This window comes from Pseudomonas sp. MF6755 (assembly GCF_016405635.1).
GTDB lineage: Bacteria > Pseudomonadota > Gammaproteobacteria > Pseudomonadales > Pseudomonadaceae > Aquipseudomonas > Aquipseudomonas haemolytica.
Genome location: NZ_JAEKDA010000025.1, coordinates 72,306 through 90,170 on the forward strand (window position 1 = coordinate 72,306; position 17,865 = coordinate 90,170).

General features: G+C 55.8%; 12 protein-coding genes, 1 other RNA gene and 1 pseudogene. 9 read left to right on the plus strand and 5 right to left on the minus strand.

The window, feature by feature from the left end:
* The first annotated feature begins 64 nt into the window (after positions 1-64).
* The 7 genes from JFT66_RS26920 (at position 65) to JFT66_RS26950 (ending at position 11,945) form a co-directional block, all read left to right on the plus strand.
* Positions 65-2,875 (plus strand): FAD-binding and (Fe-S)-binding domain-containing protein, encoded by a 2,811-nt coding sequence (locus JFT66_RS26920; protein WP_198860478.1) that lies wholly within the window; start codon positions 65-67, stop codon positions 2,873-2,875.
* A 139-nt stretch (positions 2,876-3,014) separates the two neighbouring features.
* A complete protein-coding gene (locus JFT66_RS26925; RefSeq protein WP_198860479.1) occupies positions 3,015-3,293 on the plus strand; it encodes a hypothetical protein in 279 nt (92 codons plus the stop codon).
* Between the two features lie 94 nt (positions 3,294-3,387).
* Positions 3,388-3,784, plus strand: a transfer-messenger RNA (tmRNA) gene (ssrA, locus tag JFT66_RS26930).
* 173 nt (positions 3,785-3,957) lie between these two features.
* Positions 3,958-5,163, plus strand: coding sequence for a tyrosine-type recombinase/integrase (locus JFT66_RS26935; protein WP_124356310.1), 1,206 nt, complete (start codon positions 3,958-3,960; stop codon positions 5,161-5,163).
* 140 nt (positions 5,164-5,303) lie between these two features.
* Positions 5,304-10,193, plus strand: coding sequence for a DEAD/DEAH box helicase (locus JFT66_RS26940; protein ID WP_198860480.1), 4,890 nt, complete (start codon positions 5,304-5,306; stop codon positions 10,191-10,193).
* A 481-nt stretch (positions 10,194-10,674) separates the two neighbouring features.
* Positions 10,675-10,890 (plus strand): helix-turn-helix transcriptional regulator, encoded by a 216-nt coding sequence (locus tag JFT66_RS26945; protein WP_019817960.1) that lies wholly within the window; start codon positions 10,675-10,677, stop codon positions 10,888-10,890.
* On the plus strand, positions 10,890-11,945 hold the full coding sequence (locus tag JFT66_RS26950) for an AAA family ATPase (RefSeq protein WP_198860481.1): 1,056 nt from the start codon (positions 10,890-10,892) through the stop codon (positions 11,943-11,945). Before JFT66_RS26945 ends, JFT66_RS26950 begins: the two co-directional genes overlap by 1 nt.
* Before the next feature lie 319 nt (positions 11,946-12,264).
* Here JFT66_RS26950 and JFT66_RS26955 read toward each other — a convergent pair whose 3' ends face one another.
* Both JFT66_RS26955 and JFT66_RS26960 read right to left on the minus strand, forming a co-directional pair.
* A complete protein-coding gene (locus tag JFT66_RS26955; protein WP_233097202.1) occupies positions 12,265-12,936 on the minus strand; it encodes a hypothetical protein in 672 nt (223 codons plus the stop codon).
* A 128-nt stretch (positions 12,937-13,064) separates the two neighbouring features.
* A complete protein-coding gene (locus JFT66_RS26960) occupies positions 13,065-13,640 on the minus strand; it encodes a recombinase family protein (RefSeq protein WP_198860482.1) in 576 nt (191 codons plus the stop codon).
* A gap of 226 nt (positions 13,641-13,866) precedes the next feature.
* Between JFT66_RS26960 and JFT66_RS26965 the strand changes: the two genes are divergently transcribed.
* Both JFT66_RS26965 and JFT66_RS26970 read left to right on the plus strand, forming a co-directional pair.
* On the plus strand, positions 13,867-14,841 hold the full coding sequence (locus JFT66_RS26965; protein ID WP_047283067.1) for a hypothetical protein: 975 nt from the start codon (positions 13,867-13,869) through the stop codon (positions 14,839-14,841).
* Between the two features lie 548 nt (positions 14,842-15,389).
* Entirely contained in the window at positions 15,390-15,755 is a 366-nt protein-coding gene (locus JFT66_RS26970; RefSeq protein WP_047283068.1) for a hypothetical protein, read from the plus strand.
* 369 nt (positions 15,756-16,124) lie between these two features.
* On the opposite strand, the gene mobI is transcribed toward JFT66_RS26970, so the two are convergent.
* The 3 genes and pseudogenes from mobI to JFT66_RS26985 form a co-directional block, all read right to left on the minus strand.
* A complete protein-coding gene (mobI, locus tag JFT66_RS26975) occupies positions 16,125-16,586 on the minus strand; it encodes a conjugative transfer protein MobI(A/C) (protein ID WP_014754508.1) in 462 nt (153 codons plus the stop codon).
* Positions 16,587-16,996: 410 nt separating this feature from the next.
* Entirely contained in the window at positions 16,997-17,578 is a 582-nt protein-coding gene (locus JFT66_RS26980; protein ID WP_017735520.1) for a hypothetical protein, read from the minus strand.
* Between the two features lie 160 nt (positions 17,579-17,738).
* A pseudogene (locus JFT66_RS26985) lies at positions 17,739-17,865 on the minus strand (IS5/IS1182 family transposase); the annotation flags it as partial.

Here is a 17,865-nt window from a genome sequence, read left to right on the forward strand (position 1 = left end):
CACGTAATAGGGTAAGAATCGACGCCGGACAACACTGCCGGCGTCTGCTATTTCTGGAGGACCGATGAGCCTGCCTGCTGCTTTTATCAGCGACGTCGCACAACTGATCCCGAAAGGTCGTCGCTTCGACGATCCACTTTCCACCCTCGCCTTCGGCACCGACGCCAGCTTTTACCGATTGATCCCACAGCTGGTGATCCGCGTGGAGTCAGAAGACGAAGTGGTCGCACTGCTGCAACTGGCCCAGCGTGATCGCGTGCCGGTGACCTTCCGTGCGGCGGGCACCAGCCTGTCCGGACAGGCCATCAGCGACTCGGTGCTGATCGTGCTGGGCGACAATTGGAACCACCGCGAAATTCGCGGGCAAGGCACGCAGATCCGTCTGCAACCGGGCGTCATCGGTGCCCAGGCCAACGCCTGGCTCGCACCGTTCGGACGCAAGATCGGGCCGGATCCCGCGTCGATCAATGCCTGCAAGATTGGCGGTATCGTCGCCAACAATGCCAGCGGCATGTGCTGCGGTACCGCGCAAAACACCTACCACACCCTGGCGGGCATTCGCCTGGTACTGGCCGATGGCAGCCGCCTGGACACGGAAGATGCCGCCAGCGTGCAAGCCTTCCGCCAGACTCACAGTGCACTGCTTGAACGCCTGGCCACGTTGGGCCGCGAGACACGCGCAAACGCTGAACTGGCTGCAAAGATCCGCCACAAATACCGTCTGAAAAACACCACCGGCCTGTCACTCAACGCCTTGGTGGATTTCGACGACCCGCTGGATATCCTCAGCCACCTGCTGGTCGGCTCCGAGGGCACCCTGGGGTTTATCAGTGCGGTCACCTACGACACGGTGATCGATCACCCGAACAAAGCCTCGGCGCTGATCGTATTCCCGGATGTCGAGACGTGCTGCAACGCGGTAACGGTGCTGAAAACCCAGCCAGTCTCAGCGGTTGAACTGCTGGATCGACGCAGCATGCGCTCGGTGCAGACCAAGCCGGGCATGCCTGCCTTCGTACAACACCTATCGGAAAACGCCTGCGCGCTGCTGATCGAGTCCCGCGCGGCCTCGCCGTCGTTACTGCATGAGCAACTAACCCTGATCATGGCCTCCCTCGCCCCGTTTCCCGTGGAGAAGCAGGTCGACTTCACCGAAGACCCCGTGGAGAACGCCCGCCTGTGGGCGATCCGCAAAGACACCTTCCCCGCCGTAGGTGCCGTGCGCAAAACCGGCACCACCGTGATCATCGAAGACGTCACTTTTCCGGTGGAACAACTGGCGATTGGCGTGAACCGCTTGATCGAACTCTTCGACAAACATCACTACGACGAAGCCATCCTTTTCGGACACGCCTTGGAAGGCAATCTTCACTTTGTGTTCACCCAAGGCTTCAACAACAGCGAAGAAGTCACACGCTACCAAGCGTTCATGGACGACGTCGCGCAACTGGTGGCGGTGGAGTTCGGCGGCTCGCTGAAGGCCGAACATGGCACCGGCCGCAATATGGCGCCGTTCGTCGAACTGGAATGGGGCAGCGACGCCTATCAGTTGATGTGGCAACTCAAGCGCCTGCTCGACCCCAACGGCATTCTCAACCCGGATGTGGTACTCAGCGAAGACCCACAAATCCACCTCAAACACCTCAAGCCCCTGCCTGCCGCCGACGAGCTTGTGGATAAGTGCATCGAATGTGGATTCTGCGAGCCGGTGTGCCCATCAAAAGGCCTGACGTTGAGCCCACGCCAGCGCATTGTGATCTGGCGCGATATCCAGGCCAAGAAGCGCGCGGGCGTCGACACCACCGAACTGGAAACGGCCTACCACTATCAGGGCATTGATACCTGCGCGGCGACCGGGCTGTGTGCCCAACGCTGCCCTGTAGGCATCAATACCGGTGACCTGGTTAAAAAGCTGCGCAGCCGCGAGGCCGACCGTACGAAAACCGCCGAATGGCTCGCCAGCCACTTCGCCACCGCGCTGCAAGGTGCGCGCTTTACCCTGCATGTCGCCAATGGCGCACGCCTGTTGCTGGGTGCCCCGCGCCTGGCGAAGTGGTCGGCCGCGGTCACCAAGCTGTCCAAAGGGCAGATCCCGCAGTGGACCAACGCCATGCCACAACCGGAAAAGGCCATTCGCTTCAGCCCGACGGTGCCGGATGAGCGCCCGCGAGTGGTGTATTTGGCGGCCTGCGTCTCACGTGCCATGGGCCCGGCAGCCGGTGATAAAGAGCAGATGTCGCTGTACGACAAAACCCGCAAGCTGCTTGAAAAAGCCGGTTACCAAGTCGTGTTCCCCGACAACCAGGACAGCCTGTGCTGCGGCCAGCCCTTCGCCTCCAAAGGCTACGCCGAACAGGCCGAACACAAGCGCCAGGAACTGATCGGCGCCCTGCTCCACGCCAGCCGTGGCGGCCTCGACCCGATCTACTGCGACACCAGCCCGTGCACGTTGCGCCTGGTGCAAGACCTGGGTGAGTCGCGCCTGGACCTCTACGACCCGGTGCGCTTCATCCGCAACCACCTGATGGACCGCCTCGACTTCACCCCTCAGGAGGCGCCCATCGCCGTGCACGTTACCTGTAGCACCCAGCACCTGGGCGAAAGCCAGGCACTGATCGAACTGGCACGGCGCTGCGCAAAAACCGTGGTGATCCCCGAAGGCATTCATTGCTGTGGCTTTGCCGGCGACAAAGGCTTCACCACACCGGAACTCAACGCCCACTCCCTACGCTCGCTCAAGGACGCCGTGCAATATTGCAGCGAAGGCATCTCCACCAGCCGCACCTGTGAGATCGGCCTGAGCCAGCATGGTGGCATTGACTACCATGGCCTGGTCTACCTCGTGGACCGCGTCACCAGCGCCCGCGCGCATTAACCCTGCAAAAAAACAGAACCCTCACGCACCAGCGTAGTCATCTGCATAGGCCTCGACAATCGAGGCTCATCAGTGATGTCGCTGGCAGCGGTTGCACGCCAGCAGCGTCGAGCCCTTTTGCGCAAGGAGATACCCTACTATGAAGCGTTCCGCTCTTGCTGGCTTGTTCATTACCGCTGCGATGCTCGCCTCCCCTGCTTTCGCCGCTGGCGAGCCTGACCTGTGCAAGATCAACCTGGACAAAATCAACAACGGCAAAGCCCTGCTCGCCACCGACACCAGTGGCAAAAGTGGCGAAATAGACACCATCGTCGCACAGGCCAAGGCAGCCCATGCGGCCGGTGACGACAAGGAGTGCATCGAAATCACCTCCAAGGCCCTGCAAGACCTGCAGAACAGCGAGAAAGGCGGTCAGTAAGCGATAGGGCCAACCTTCGGGTTGGCCTTCGCTGACCTTTTGGCGTACACTGCACAGGCTTGTCACTCACTAAGAAACAACGAGTTACAAGCACGGGGCCGTTTAGGATTCGACGCCGGTCGCGAAACTTTAGGTGCATGCCGAGTTGGTAACAGAACTCGTAAATCCACTGTTGCAACTTCTTATAGTTGCCAATGACGAAAACTACGGCCAGGAATTCGCTCTCGCTGCGTAAGCAGCCTTAGCCCTGAGCTTCTGGTACCTTCGGGTCCAGCAATCACCAGGGGATGTCTGTAAACCCAAAGTGATTGTCATATAGAACAGAATCGCCGTGCAGTACGTTGTGGACGAAGCGGCTAAAACTTACACAACTCGCCCAAAGCACCCTGCCCTTCGGGTCGCTGAGGGTTAACTTAATAGAAACGGCTACGCATGTAGTACCGACAGCGGAGTACTGGCGGACGGGGGTTCAAATCCCCCCGGCTCCACCATTTAGTCTTCCCAGGAAGACCCAGAAAAGCCGTAAAGCCTAGAGAAATCAAAGCTTTACGGCTTTTTTCTTGCCCGCGTTTTCCCACCTAATCCCAGGGCATCCCACGGTTGACGGGGGCATATATGGGGGCATAAAACGCTCATCAGCTCGCTCGGAGAGGATGTGCCCCCAATGCCACTGAAAGACACCAACTGCCGCAACGCCAAGCCCCAGGAAAAGCCATACCGCCTGTACGACGAACAAGGTCTGTACCTGGAAGTGCAGCCCAACGGAGGCCGTTACTGGCGCTTGAAGTACCGCTTTCTGGGAAAGGAAAAGCGCCTGGCGCTTGGTGTTTATCCTGAGGTCAGCCTGCAGGAGGCCCGGCGCAAACGTGATGACGCTCGTGTTCAGCTTGCTGGCGGCCAAGACCCTTCGCTGCAACGGCGTATGGCCAAGGTGGTCAGCCAGCTTGATCACCAGCACACCTTTGAGTCGGTTGCCACGCAGTGGCTCAGTGTTCGCGAGTCATCCTGGGATCCGGAATACACCCGCACAGTGCGGCAGCGCCTTGAGCTCAATGCCTACCCCTGGCTGGGAAAACTCCCGATCAGCAGCATCAGCACGCCCATGCTGGTCGAAAACCTGCAGCGCATCATCAAGCGCGGCGCTCGCGAAACGGCGCGTCGTGTTGCCCAGATCTACAAACAGATTTTTGAGTTCGCCGAAGCTGCCGGCATCACCCCGCCCAACCAGATAGGAAATCTCTCACGGACGCTCCCAGCCAAGCGGGTGAAACACTTCGCTGCCGTGACCGATCCTGAAAAACTCGGTGCACTGCTCAAAGCACTGGATAGCTACACGGGAACAATGCCTGTTTGTTGTGCACTCAAACTGGCCCCTTTGCTGTTCTGCCGGCCCGGTGACCTGCGCCATATGGAGTGGTCGGAGGTCAATCTGGATGCGGGCGAGTGGTTGATTCCCGGCCACAAGATGAAAGGGCTCACTGCCACCAAACAGGATCGTCCGGATCATTTGGTCCCCCTGAGCCAGCAAGCAATCGCTGTTTTGCGCGAGCTGAAACCACTCACCGGCAGACATCGATACGCCTTCCCCTCGGCACGAGGAGGCGACCGGCCGATGTCCAACAATGCCGTACTCAGCGCGTTACGCCGCATGGACATCAGCGGCGACGAAATGACTGGGCACGGCTTTCGTGCGACAGCGAGAACCATAGGTGCGGAGGTGCTGGGATTTCGCCCAGATCTCTTGGAGCATCAGCTTGCTCACACGGTAAAAAATCCGCTGGGACGTGCGTACGATCGAACCACCTTCTTGCCAGAGCGCCGTGAAATGATGCAGATCTGGGCCGACTTTTTGGACTCGATAAAACGCTGAATGCGATCGCCCCCATCAGCCAGCGAGCCTTCAAGCTAATACGAGCACTATCTTATCGCTCCAGTACTGGCTGAATTGCTACACTGCGCCGATTTGGCGCCTGTAATGCGCCAGACGCAGTTCAAAAGGAATTCCTACCGATGTCAGCCTTATCAGCTTTGCTGAATACCTACCGCAGCGCTTCTGTCACCGAACGCGAAAAAGGTACTTACTTCGAAGAGCTGATTTGCACTTACCTCCGCAACGAAGCCACCTACCGCGACCTTTACGACAAAGTATGGACGTATGCGGAGTGGGCGAAGGAACAAAGCCTCAGCGGCAAAGATGCGGGCATTGATTTAGTGGCTCGCACTCAGGGCACCGGCGAGTACCACGCCATCCAGTGCAAGCTGTACGCCGAGGACTACAAAGTCCAGAAGAAGGACATAGACAGTTTCTTCACCGCCTCGGGCAAAGCGCCGTTCTCGCACCGCGTCATCGTCGCCACCACCAACAACTGGAGCGAGCACGCCGAGGACGCGTTGCAGGGCCAGCAGCCTCCGGTCAGTAAAATCGACCTGCAAGCCCTGGAAGACAGCCAGATAGACTGGGCCAAATACCAGCCCCATCAAGCCGTCGCGCTCAAGGCCAAGAAGCAGTTGCGCGAGCACCAGCAAACCGCGCTGAATGCAGTGGCCGCTGGCCTAAAGGACGCCGAACGCGGCAAGCTGATCATGGCCTGCGGCACCGGCAAGACCTTCACCAGCCTGAAAATTGCCGAGCAGCAGGCCGGCAAGGGCAAGCGCGTACTGTTCCTAGTGCCCAGCCTGTCACTGCTATCGCAAACCCTTACCGAATGGACGCAGGAAAGCGCAACCCCGCTCCACAGCTTTGCCGTCTGCTCCGACAGCGACGTAGGCAAGAAGCGAAAAGCAGAGGATGACGCAGTTCAGGTGTTCACCCATGAACTGCGCTACCCAGCCACCACTAAGGCTGATCGTCTCGCAGCGGAAATGCTCAAGCGTCACGATGCCGAGCACATGAGCGTGGTGTTCTCCACCTATCACTCCATCGACGTGATCAGCCGCGCCCAGCATGACTACGGCCTGGCAGCGTTCGATCTGGTGATCTGCGACGAAGCCCACCGCACAACCGGCGCAACCTTCGACGATGATGAGGAAAGCACCTTCGTTCGCATTCATGATGCCGACTACATCCGTGCCACCAAACGCCTGTACATGACCGCTACGCCGCGCATCTACGGCGACAACGCCAAGATCAAGGCCGAGTCTGGTGAAGTCACCCTGTGCTCAATGGATGACGAAGCGCTGTACGGCAAAGAGTTGTTCGTCATCAACTTCTCCGAGGCTGTTCAGCGCGGTCTGCTCACCGACTACAAGGTGCTGGTACTCACTGTTGAAGAGAGCGTTATCAGTCGTCGGCTTCAGGAACTGCTGAAGGACGAAGACAACCAACTCAAGGTGGACGACGCCGCTAAGATCGTTGGCTGCTGGAAGGCGCTGGCCAAACAAGGGCTAGCCGAAAATCTTGTGGGTGATGATCAGCCCATGAAGCGCGCTGTGGCTTTCTGTCAGGTCATCTCGCCTAACTACAAAGGAACCAAGCACAAGGTCAGCTCGATCAACATCGCCAGTATGTTCCAGTCGGTGGTTGAGGCTTACCAGGAGTCCGAAGAGATCGACGAGGGCTCGCGCATCATCTGTGAAGCCGAACACGTCGATGGCGGCATGAACGCCAGCCAGAAAGAAGCCAAGCTCAACTGGCTGAAAGAAGAACCGCCCACCAACACATGCCGCATCCTTAGCAACGTGCGCTGCCTGTCTGAGGGCGTGGACGTACCGGCACTGGACGCGGTGCTTTTCCTCACTCCGCGCAACTCCCAAGTGGACGTGGTGCAATCCGTAGGCCGGGTGATGCGCAACGCACCAGGCAAGAAGCGTGGCTATGTGGTGTTGCCGGTGGTTATCCCAGCAAATACGGAACCCCATGTAGCCCTCAACGACAACCAGACCTACAAAGTAGTCTGGCAGGTGCTTCAGGCACTGCGCTCGCACGACGACAGCTTCGACGCCATGGTCAACAAGCTCGACCTGATCGGCTCTGACCCGCGCAAGATGGAAGTCATCGCCATCACCGACAAGGCCGATAAAAAGGTCAGGAAAGCTAGCGGCACGAGCAACGGCCAGGCAGGCAAAGGCCAGTACGGCATTGGTGAGAAACACGCTAAGTACGATGTTGAAGGCCAGATGACCCAGCAGGCCGAGCTGACCTACGAGGTCGGGGAAATCGAGAAGGCCATCTACGCCAAGATCGTCGACAAGTGCGGCAACCGCCACCACTGGGAAGACTGGGCCAACGACATCGCCAAGATCGCCCGCACCCATATCGACCGTATCCAGGGCATTTTGGAGAACCCTGAATACACCAAGGAGAGAGCGACTTTCGAGGCATTCGCCGCTGAGCTGCGCGATGATCTCAACGACAGCATCAGCGATGGCGAGATCATCGAAATGCTTGCCCAGCATCTGGTAACCAAGCCAGTGTTCAATGCTCTGTTCGAGGAATACAGCTTCGCCAGCCACAACCCCATGTCCAAAGCCATGCAAGGCGTGCTGGACGCGCTCCATGAGCATCACCTGGCCAAGGAAGCCGACACGCTGGAAAAGTTCTACGCCAGCGTTCGTCAACGAGCTGCCGGCATCGACAACGCTCAAGGCAAGCAAAAGATCATTGTCGAGCTGTACGACAAGTTTTTCCGTAACGCTTTCCCAAAGATGACCGAACGCTTAGGGATCGTTTACACCCCAGTTGAGGTGGTGGACTTCATCCTCCACAGCGTCAACCACCTGCTGCAACAGGAGTTCGGGCAGACCCTCGGTAGCAAAGGCGTCCACATCATCGACCCGTTCACCGGCACTGGCACCTTTATCACCCGCCTGATCCAGTCCGGCCTGATCAAATCGGAAGAGCTGCCGCACAAATACAAGCACGAGATCCATGCCAACGAATTAGTGCTACTCGCCTACTACATCGCTGCCATCAATATCGAAGCGGCTTACCACGACGAAGTGATCGACGAGTACACGCCGTTTGAAGGTATCTGTCTGACCGACACCTTCCAAATGTATGAGAAGGACGACTTGGTAGACGCGCTGCTGGAGGACAATAGCGCTCGCCGTAAGCGGCAGAAAGCGCTGGATATCCGAGTAATTGTGGGCAATCCACCGTATTCAGCGAAGCAGGAGAGCGCTAACGACAATAATGCCAATATTGCCTATCCAAGTTTAGATGAACGCATCCGCAGTTCTTACGCTGAGCGCTCGACTGCAAGCAATAAAAATGCGCTTTACGATAGCTATATTCGCGCCATACGTTGGGCCTCTGACCGTATAGGAAATGCAGGCGTGATTGGCTTTGTGACCAATGCGGGCTGGTTGGATACTAGTACCGCTGATGGCTTGCGTAAATGCCTAGCAGAAGAGTTCTCAAATATCCATGTATTTCATTTGAGAGGAAACCAGCGCACTTCGGGCGAGCTGTCGCGCAAGGAAGGTGGGAAGATTTTTGATAGCGGCAGCCGTGCCCCGATTGCCATCACGCTGCTGGTAAAAAACCCCGACACGGACGAGCATGGCCGAATTCTTTTCCACGATATTGGCGACTACCTCAGCCGTAAAGAGAAGTTGGAAAAAATCGCCACTTTTGGGAGCTTGGCAGGTATACCAGACTGGCAGGTTATTACCCCGGATGCCCATGGCGACTGGCTCAAGCAGCGCGATGACAGCTTTTCCGACCACATTGTTCTGGGTGATAAGAAAAATGAAAAGATAGCTATATTCAAAATTTACTCAAATGGAGTAAAAACCAATAGGGATAATTGGGTTTATAATTACTCAAAGAGTAATTTAATTGAAAACATAAAATGTACTGTTGACTTTTATAACTCTGAACTCTTGCGCTACAGCAAGAGCTTTTCCAGCGCAGAGAGTGGGGCGCGTCCATTAGTTGAGGAGTTTATCTCTTTCAACGACGAAAAAATTAGCTGGTCAAGAGCTTTGCGCGAAGGTGTTCAAAGAGGGCGCTCGATCTACTATGTTGATGACGCCTTAACAATTGGCGTATACAGGCCGTTCGTAAAATCGAATTTGTATTTCCATCGCAGCTTAATCAATGACGTCGCCCTTATTCCAAAGATCTTTCCTGGGTGTGGCTCAAAAAATATCTCTATAACTGTCACGTCTAAGGGCGCGAAAAGTTTTAGTGCTTTTATTGTAGGACTAATACCAGACCTGAATATAATGGAGGCAGGCTCGCAATGCTTCCCTCTCTATTTTTACGACGAAGCCGCCCAAGCATCCAAAGACGACCTCTTTGCTGAGCCAATTGAAGGTGGTTTGCGCCGCCGCGATGCCATCACCGATGCTGGTCTTGCGCACTTTGCCAGCGCCTATCCGAGCGAGGCCATCGGCAAGGAAGACCTGTTCTACTACGTCTACGGCATCCTGCATTCTCAGGATTATCGCGAGCGTTATGCCGACAACCTGAGCAAAGAGCTGCCGCGCATCCCGGCTGTGAAGAAGGCCGCCGACTTCTGGGCTTTCAGCAAGGCGGGCCGCGCCCTAGCCGAGCTTCATCTGAACTACGAAGCCGTCGAGCCATACCCACTTACCATTGAGGCCAAGGGCGCGCTCACCAATGCCGATTACCGCGTAGAGAAGATGAAATTCGCCAAGAAAGGCGATAAAAGCACGGTCATCTACAACCACCGCATCACCCTAAAGGGCATCCCCGAGGCGGCCTGGGATTACGTGGTCAACGGTAAGGCTGCGCTGGACTGGGTAATGGAGCGCCAGGCCGTGCGCACCGACAAAGCCAGCGGCATCGTCAACGACGCCAACGATTGGGCCGTCGAAACCATGGGCAACCCCAAGTATCCACTTGAGCTGTTCCAGCGCGTGGTCACCGTCAGCCTGGAGACTCAGAAAATCGTCAAGGCGCTGCCCAAGCTCGATATCGGGACAGATAACTAGTTGGTTCCGATAGAACGCTGAGCATTCAGTCAACTACTGTCTTGGTTGGGCCACCCTTTCCCAACCAAGACAGAGCATCTGCTGATTGCCAACCCGGCACTCTCATGTTAAAAATTGTCCGTCCCAAGCGATCCCTATCGATCCGCAACGGTCCGCCACGTCGCTCTGGTAGCGATGTTAAAAACTTTCGCCTCGTTCGCATCGGCTGAGCGGGCCGCATCAACTTCCGTCGGTTGATTTGCGCATCTGGCATGAACACTCTCATACCGTTCTGCCCCTAGAAGCCTTACGGCCTAGAACTTCTGTAGCCCACAACGACCTCCGACGCTACCGAACATTTATCTCGGAAACGCGCATATACCTATGCGTGTGGCAAATGCCCGTGCTCGCTATATAGCCAGCCGACTTCCGTCTTTTACCCTTTTTAGCAGTAGTGCCGGAGGACGCTGCCCCACGCTTCAGGACCTAGGACTCAAAACCTATGGCAATGCACGTTAGCAACTTTGACGACGTCGGCGACGATGACAAAATTCTTCGCTTACGCGATGTCGAAGCAATCGTCGGCCTAAAACGCTCAACGATCTATCGCAAAATATCGGAGGGCCTTTTCCCGCGACAACGCCTTTTGTGCGGTTCCAGCGTCGGCTGGAAAAACAGCGAAATCCAAGCTTGGATTCGGCAAAGGGAGGCGCTGTAATGCAGCGCCGAACACCTCAACAGCCAGGCTGGACGGTAGAACTCACAGCAGCGGTCAATATTCCAGTGGAAAAGATCCAGTGGATTTGGCCAGGCTGGCTGCCAAGGGCAAAGTTATCCATTCTTGCCGGCGCAGGTGGGTGCGGTAAAACCACGTTGGCAATATCGCTGGCCGCCAGGCTTAGTAGAGGAGCGGACTGGCCAGACGGCAGCATAGGTGACGCAGCAGGCAACGTTGTAATTTGGAGCGGCGAGGATGGTATAGCTGACACCATCATTCCTCGCCTCATAGCTGCAGACGCAGACCTGAACCGCGTGCACGTAATTGAGGGGCTAAGGGATCAGAGTGGGAATAGGCGACAGTTTGATCCTGCTGCCAACTTTGCACTTTTAAATGAAGCAGCCGCACGGATTGACGGCGTCTCATTGCTGATTTTCGACCCCCTGATCAATCTCATTCGTGGGGACATGCACCGAGCAAACGAAGTTCGGCAGGGGCTGCAAATGGTAGTGGACTTTGCAGAACGACATTGTTGTGCTGTCCTCGGCATATCTCACCTAAGCAAAGGTTCGGGCCAGTCCTCCGCAGCTAATCGTGTGATCGGCAGCCAGGCATTCTCCGCGCTCGCTCGCACTGTACTGGTGGCAGAGAAAGATCAGAATTCAGAAGCCAGGGTGCTTGTCCGAGCCAAATCCAACGTTTCGATTGATAGCGGAGGGATTGAGTATTTCGTTGAGCCCGTCGTTATAGGCGAGCAGCTGGAAACAACCTGCATCCGATGGGGAGATGCTATTGAAGGAAGCGCTGAAGCCATTCTCGCTGCTATTGAGCAAACGGGTGACGCCAGGCCCGTATCAGCTACTCAAGAGGCCTGCTGCTTCCTTAAAGAGACGTTGCAAGCTGGGCCTGTTGCAAGCAATGACTTGATAGCTCTAGCTGAAGAGCGTTGCATTTCTTCGGCGTCACTTCGCAGAGCCCAGAAACAGCTAGGTATACGTTCACACAAAACAGGAATGCAGGGCGGATGGGCATGGGAGCTTCCCACCGCTCCCTGAAGGCGCTCAACGCACGCCGAAGGTGCTCAATGTTTGTGTTGAGCACCTTCGTTTTTTATTGAACGCCTTCGCCTCGCGAAAGAATCTGCATGACTGATCACGCAGACAAAATTCCGAAATGATTGGCTGATCGCCAGTCGCACAGGCCGACCACGACTACTTCCCAATGAAATAGAGATTGCCGTTCTTGTTGTAAATCGCGGCAGGTCGGAAGTCCCTAGGCCAATTCCGTCCAGGATAGTACGCATACATCCATTCGGGCAGGTGACGAGCAATACCCGCCAGTGCATCCATGCCGTCCTTATCTGCTCGGCTAGCGTCAGCAAACTAGTTCGCCTGAGGGATCGGTCAGGAAAATCGGGCCGTAGGCTTTCTCGGCCAAAATGAATGCTGGCGCAGCGCTCGCCGGAGCGTCGAACGGCGCGGGGTTCTCAGCAGCCAAATCTGCAAGCCTGTCGTATTTCTTACCTGAGCCGTCAGCGTACCTAGCAGGCTCATGGCGCAACTTTGAGATTGTTCCACCGAAGTATTTCTCTCTCGCCTCAAGCCAAGCCGACCTGACCAACGCAGATGCCTCCTTTGGGTTAGACGCCAGCTCCTCAGGCACCCACGCAGCAACCTGGTAGTGATAGACAGGGCCAGCACTGCCACCACCCAACAAGAACAACCCGACGCCAAGAGAGGCTGCTCCTGCGCTGCTAAAACCAGTTGGAGGTGACACGTATCCCAAACCTGCCGTTGCTAGACCTCCAGAGCCTCCCGAAGATCGCGGCGTGCTCAGGTTATCTACTTCATTCCCAACCATTTCCCTTGGAATATCGCGCTGACCATCGATGCGCATGGCTTCCAGAACCAACATGGCATCGGACCATTTTTCGCGAGGAACATCTTTAGGTTCTGGCAACGTGACCTTCGGGGTACTGGAGCAACCCACCAACGCAACCAACAGCAAGGTACCAACGCATCCCTTCACAGAAAAAAGCACCGACATGAAAACTCCCTATTTTTATTCAGTGGTAGTCCGGCACACGTAGTACGCCGGAGACATCCTTCATTTGCCTGCCAGGTCATAGCGCCCAAAATTATCTGAGCAACTTCAGCGGAAAATACCACCACCACTTAAACGACCGCAGATGATTTCAGCGAACCGACGTAGCGGTAAAGCGTTGTTCGAGAAACGCCATACCGTCGGGCAACATCGGTCAGCTGTATCTCAGGATCTCTGAGAAGAGCTCGTATCTCACGCACCTGACGATCATCCAGCGCAGGCTTGCGTCCACCTTTTCTCCCACGGGCACGAGCCGCAGCCAGTCCTGCACGAGTTCGTTCTCGAATGAGGTTGCGCTCAAACTCAGCCAGGGCAGCGAACACGTGAAAGATCAGCTTGCCGGCAGCGCTGGTGGTTTCGATTCGTTCGGTTATGGATTCGAAGGCCACCCCTTCCCGCTCCAAGCTACTGACAATCCCAACCAAGTCAGGCAAAGAACGACCGAGGCGGTCCAGTCGCCAGACAACCAGAGTGTCACCACTACGCAGAGCTTTGAGGCAATGCCCCAGCTCCGGCCTGTCCGCCGACTTGCCGCTCATGGTCTCCTCGTAGACTGTTGAGCACCCAGCCAGAGCAAGTGCATCTCGCTGCAGGTCGAGGTTCTGATCATCAGTCGACACTCGGGCATATCCAATCCGCTTTCCCATACGTTTTTCTCACACTGATTTCGGTACAGGAAAAGTGACAGGAAAGCGGTAAATCCCAAGTCCAAAAGATCAGCTGGAATAGGTGTGCCGTAAACGACCGTTTACGGGACGGATGCGCTCGTCAATTTCAGGTGCTGAAAGCGACCGAAAACGAACCACAGGATATTTTTTCTTCCTCAACATTCCCTACAGCAGCTCAGCACCTGAGCTGATTGGAGGAATGACCATGAAGCAGAGTTTCCACCTACATTTTGATCGGGACTTGAGCAAGGCCGGTTCGGCGATCCTCAGGGAGGCAGTCCGGCGCGGCCTCCTCAGCCAACACGAGGCAATGATCCACGACCAGCAGTGGGCCCAGTTTAGTATTTACGCCAAGGAGTCTCATGAGGTGGACATCCTGGAGCTCGTCAATAAAAAACTGGTGCGGCAATACGGCGAAGAACTCTGTATCCAGGTGTACCACGGGAATCTCTCGCAGCAAGGCGCGGCGAACTTGCTTGAGACCGTGTATTCAGTAATGGCCCTTGCAACCGATGGTGGCTGGAAAGTCGCGACAGCTGACGTTGGCGACCGTATTGGCTTTCCTAACCATGCACGGATTACCGTCCCGCGCAGCCTTGATCAAGCGAGGTTCGAGGCAGCTGTAGAAGACGTTCAAACTCGCCTCTCTGAGCACCTGGCGGTGGTGATTATGTTAGTGCGGTATCTGGGCATTTCGCTGCGTGAAGCGTTTTTCTTCGATGCCCGAATAGCTCTGAATGACGCCAAAGCAGACGGATATCATTCGGTAAGTAACGGCAGCGAAGATCCATACGATCACCGCAAAATTAATATCTCAGGGGGCAAGCAGATCGCCGTTTTGGAAACGGCCTCGGCAGTTCAAGGTGTGCGGCACTGTCAGCATCCAAGACAAGAAGCATGGCGGATATGGCGGCAAAACAGCCTACCTGCAGCTAAGGAGCTTTTGCTTGCTCATGGGTTAAATTTTGATGATTGCCGCTCAGCGTATGCCTGCGAGCTCTACGAACAATGGGCCGATCATAAAGCTCCGATTCTTGGGGGAAACGCTCCCCACGACGAGGATCTAGAGGCGCGGGATCACGTCGCCTACGAGCTCGGAAATTTGCGTATCTGGGAAACTGATGCATACGTCGGTGCCCGAGCCACCCTACTGAAGGAAGCAGCCGGTACCAGCCGCTAAGGCACTACGCAGCAGATTTGGGATTAGATCAGACGCCCTTAAACTTGGCTTACCTCGAGTCAAAGGAGTCAGGGCGTGGATCGTTTTGAATTGTTGGTATATGCGGTACTTGCGGTCATCAGTGCGCTCACCATCACAGGTGCTGTTGGCTACATGGTCGCAGCGTATCTGGACAAGAAGCGTGGCGACGATTGAGTCTTCAGCGGTATGACCAGATACCTGTAACAAACTGTCCGCTGCCTTTTCATCGGCAGCGGGCGCCTACCCGAATCCACCTGCAAGGCATCACTACTGCGATACGCAATATTTGCCACCCAAGTCCATGAGATCAGCGATGACCTTGGCTGGGTAGTCAGTTGCCGCGTCAATGCGAAAATGACCGGAGCGCCGAAGCGCTTAGATCAACGGCATGCTCGCTTCTCGATGTGGCGAATTAGCTTGCCCGGTACGCCATAACCCGTGCGCCGCCTCGCAGGCAGCATCTGATCTTGGGTTTTCCTAAAACTACCGGAGAGTGTCTAGCGACCTCATCTATCCGGAGCACCACCATGGAATTTCGCCACCTCGGTAACGGGCAGTACTTCCCACCCATTGCACCAAACGGTCGGGTTTACGCCGTACCTCTTGGGCAGGAAACCCAGGTAGAAATTTTCTGCCTGACACCAGTAGGCATCATGGGCGCGGGCGTCCAATCGCACTGGTCAGAAATCGTTAGTTTTTACTACGACGACGAATCATGGGAGATCATCCCGCGCAATTACTCGGGACGAGGAATGCGCTTCCGCAGAGGCCTCTCCTGCATCATGGTGATCGCCGGCAGCGAGGCTCTCACGACCCACATCCAGGGCTACCCCATCCCCATCTGCGTAATGAACCGCATTGCATTCGAACAGCAGCGATGCAGTGAAGGGTAGCGCATCACCGCCGCCATCCGCTGCGCGACACAGGTACCAGCTAGACCGGCACCTACCAATGTTTATTTTATGAAAGTGAAGCCTCTCACTGCTAATACAGATCGCAGTTGGCCAGCAGCCTTGGACGTACGCATCACTGCTAATAGCAAATATAGCCTGTGAACCCCGCATGCACTGGCCTGCTGGCTGGCAGCGAGTAGATTTAGCGCACTACACTGCTTATAGCCCGTAACCTACTCAAGCGCTGCAACATGTCGCACAGGAATTCACTGCTGATACAAGAAAGCCCCGTCAGACCATGCTGCACGGGGCTTTCGGACGCTAAAATCGGTTCAGATCCGTTCGGCACTGCTTATAGGCACTCAGCCTCTACTCTCCCGAATAGAGACCGCCATGATCAAGCGCTTGGTATCTAGACAGTTTCTTTTCATAAGCGACCAACGTCCGACGCAGCTGACGATTCTCGCTGGCAATGCTACGAATCTCAGCAAGACGCTCCTCAACCTGCAAAACCAGGCGGCGGTAAGGGTATTTAACAAACTCGAACGAGGAAGCCGGGTATTTGTGTTTGCCATTGCCCTTGGCAATAGTAAGGGGCGCGAATTTGTTTTTTTGCCCATGCAGTGGCACCAGTTTGCACCAGTAGATCGAGTACGCATTCGGGCTCGTTTGCTTGATTGACACGGCAGCTACAACAGATCTGGCCCCAGTCTTTTTGTACAGCTTCATGGACGCATCCACATAGCTTGTTACCAGGCGTCTCGCGTCCACCAACAACTGCTCATATTGCTGATCCAGCAAGGCGACTATCGCTTGCGGTTCTTTGCTCATGGCCAAGGCTCCAACTGCTTCTAGAGCCCAAATGGTGGCATCTCATCCGGTATCAAAAATTCGCTTTCAGGCGATTTTACCGTCAGAAATTTACGGAAGCGGAGTTGGCAATGCACCGCTGCCGCTCTGCCGCGCGTTAGATGGGCGGCAGATGACGACATTGCAGACGTACAGCAACATTACGTGCAAAGGATGCACAACAGACGACGACGGATGCCCTGGCTCGAGATTGAACAGAATCAACGAATGCCAAAGTGACGATAAGCAGGCAATGGCCAAGAGCTGATCCTTCTGATCGACGGCTTCCGCCCCAAGCCGGATCTTTACCGCTCGCGCTTCGAACATTGCGGTGTTGGTTCGCAAACATTCCCAACCACAAGCAGAATGGCAGTTGCGCAAAACAAAAACGGTTATGACCCGCCTTTCCCGACTGGCGAATGCAAAGTCGTAGGCAGCGCACGGGTAGCACGGAGTTCTTCCGCGATAATGGTCGCCTGCTGCAGAGCGGCACTGTCAAGAAACGAAGCGTTCAGATCGAACGTGATGGCATCGTCGTCGGAGCTTTCCTTTATCGCATAGGGCCCGAAGAGGATGTCGTTGCTTCCCTCAACATGGGGCTGGAAACGTGACAGGGGATTACGACTGTCGTTCCCATTGTGTATCGCTATCGCGGAACCATTGTCGCTATACATGGTACGCAGAACGGAGGGATCGCGCTTGCCGCTAATCCATTGCCGGGGCGTGACAGGATCGCCGTCCATTACTAGGGGCACGCGCAAGAGGTAAATTACCTCGTCCGCGTCCTCGAGCCTACTGAACGCAGCATCATAGTCCGGCTGCCTACCCAACACGCAGTCGATGTCCACCTGTATGTCGAAGAAGGCCACTTTGCCGGCATTCGCTCGCACGTCATAAAGGAGATCCAGAAGTTTTGGGCTACCTTGGTCAGCCGCGGTAGGGCAGAACGTGTACCAGCCGGAAATGACGGGCATCTCAACACCTATCACTGCTGGCGTAATAGCTGGCTCTGCCTGGCTCGGAATTGCTTTCTGGGAACTGTTTGCTGCCGGGGATGCCACAGAGCCTGACACTTCTGATCCAGGAGGAGGTGCGCTGTCAACTGCAGGACCCTCATGCAACAAAGCCCATAATCTAGGCTTTGTACGAAAAGTATTGCCGCATGCAACGTAGGCTGCAGGCCAAGGTGACCATGGCTGCAAAGCTCTTGGCCAGCTTGTCATAGCGAGTGCCGATCCTGCGATTTTCTTTCAGCCAGCCA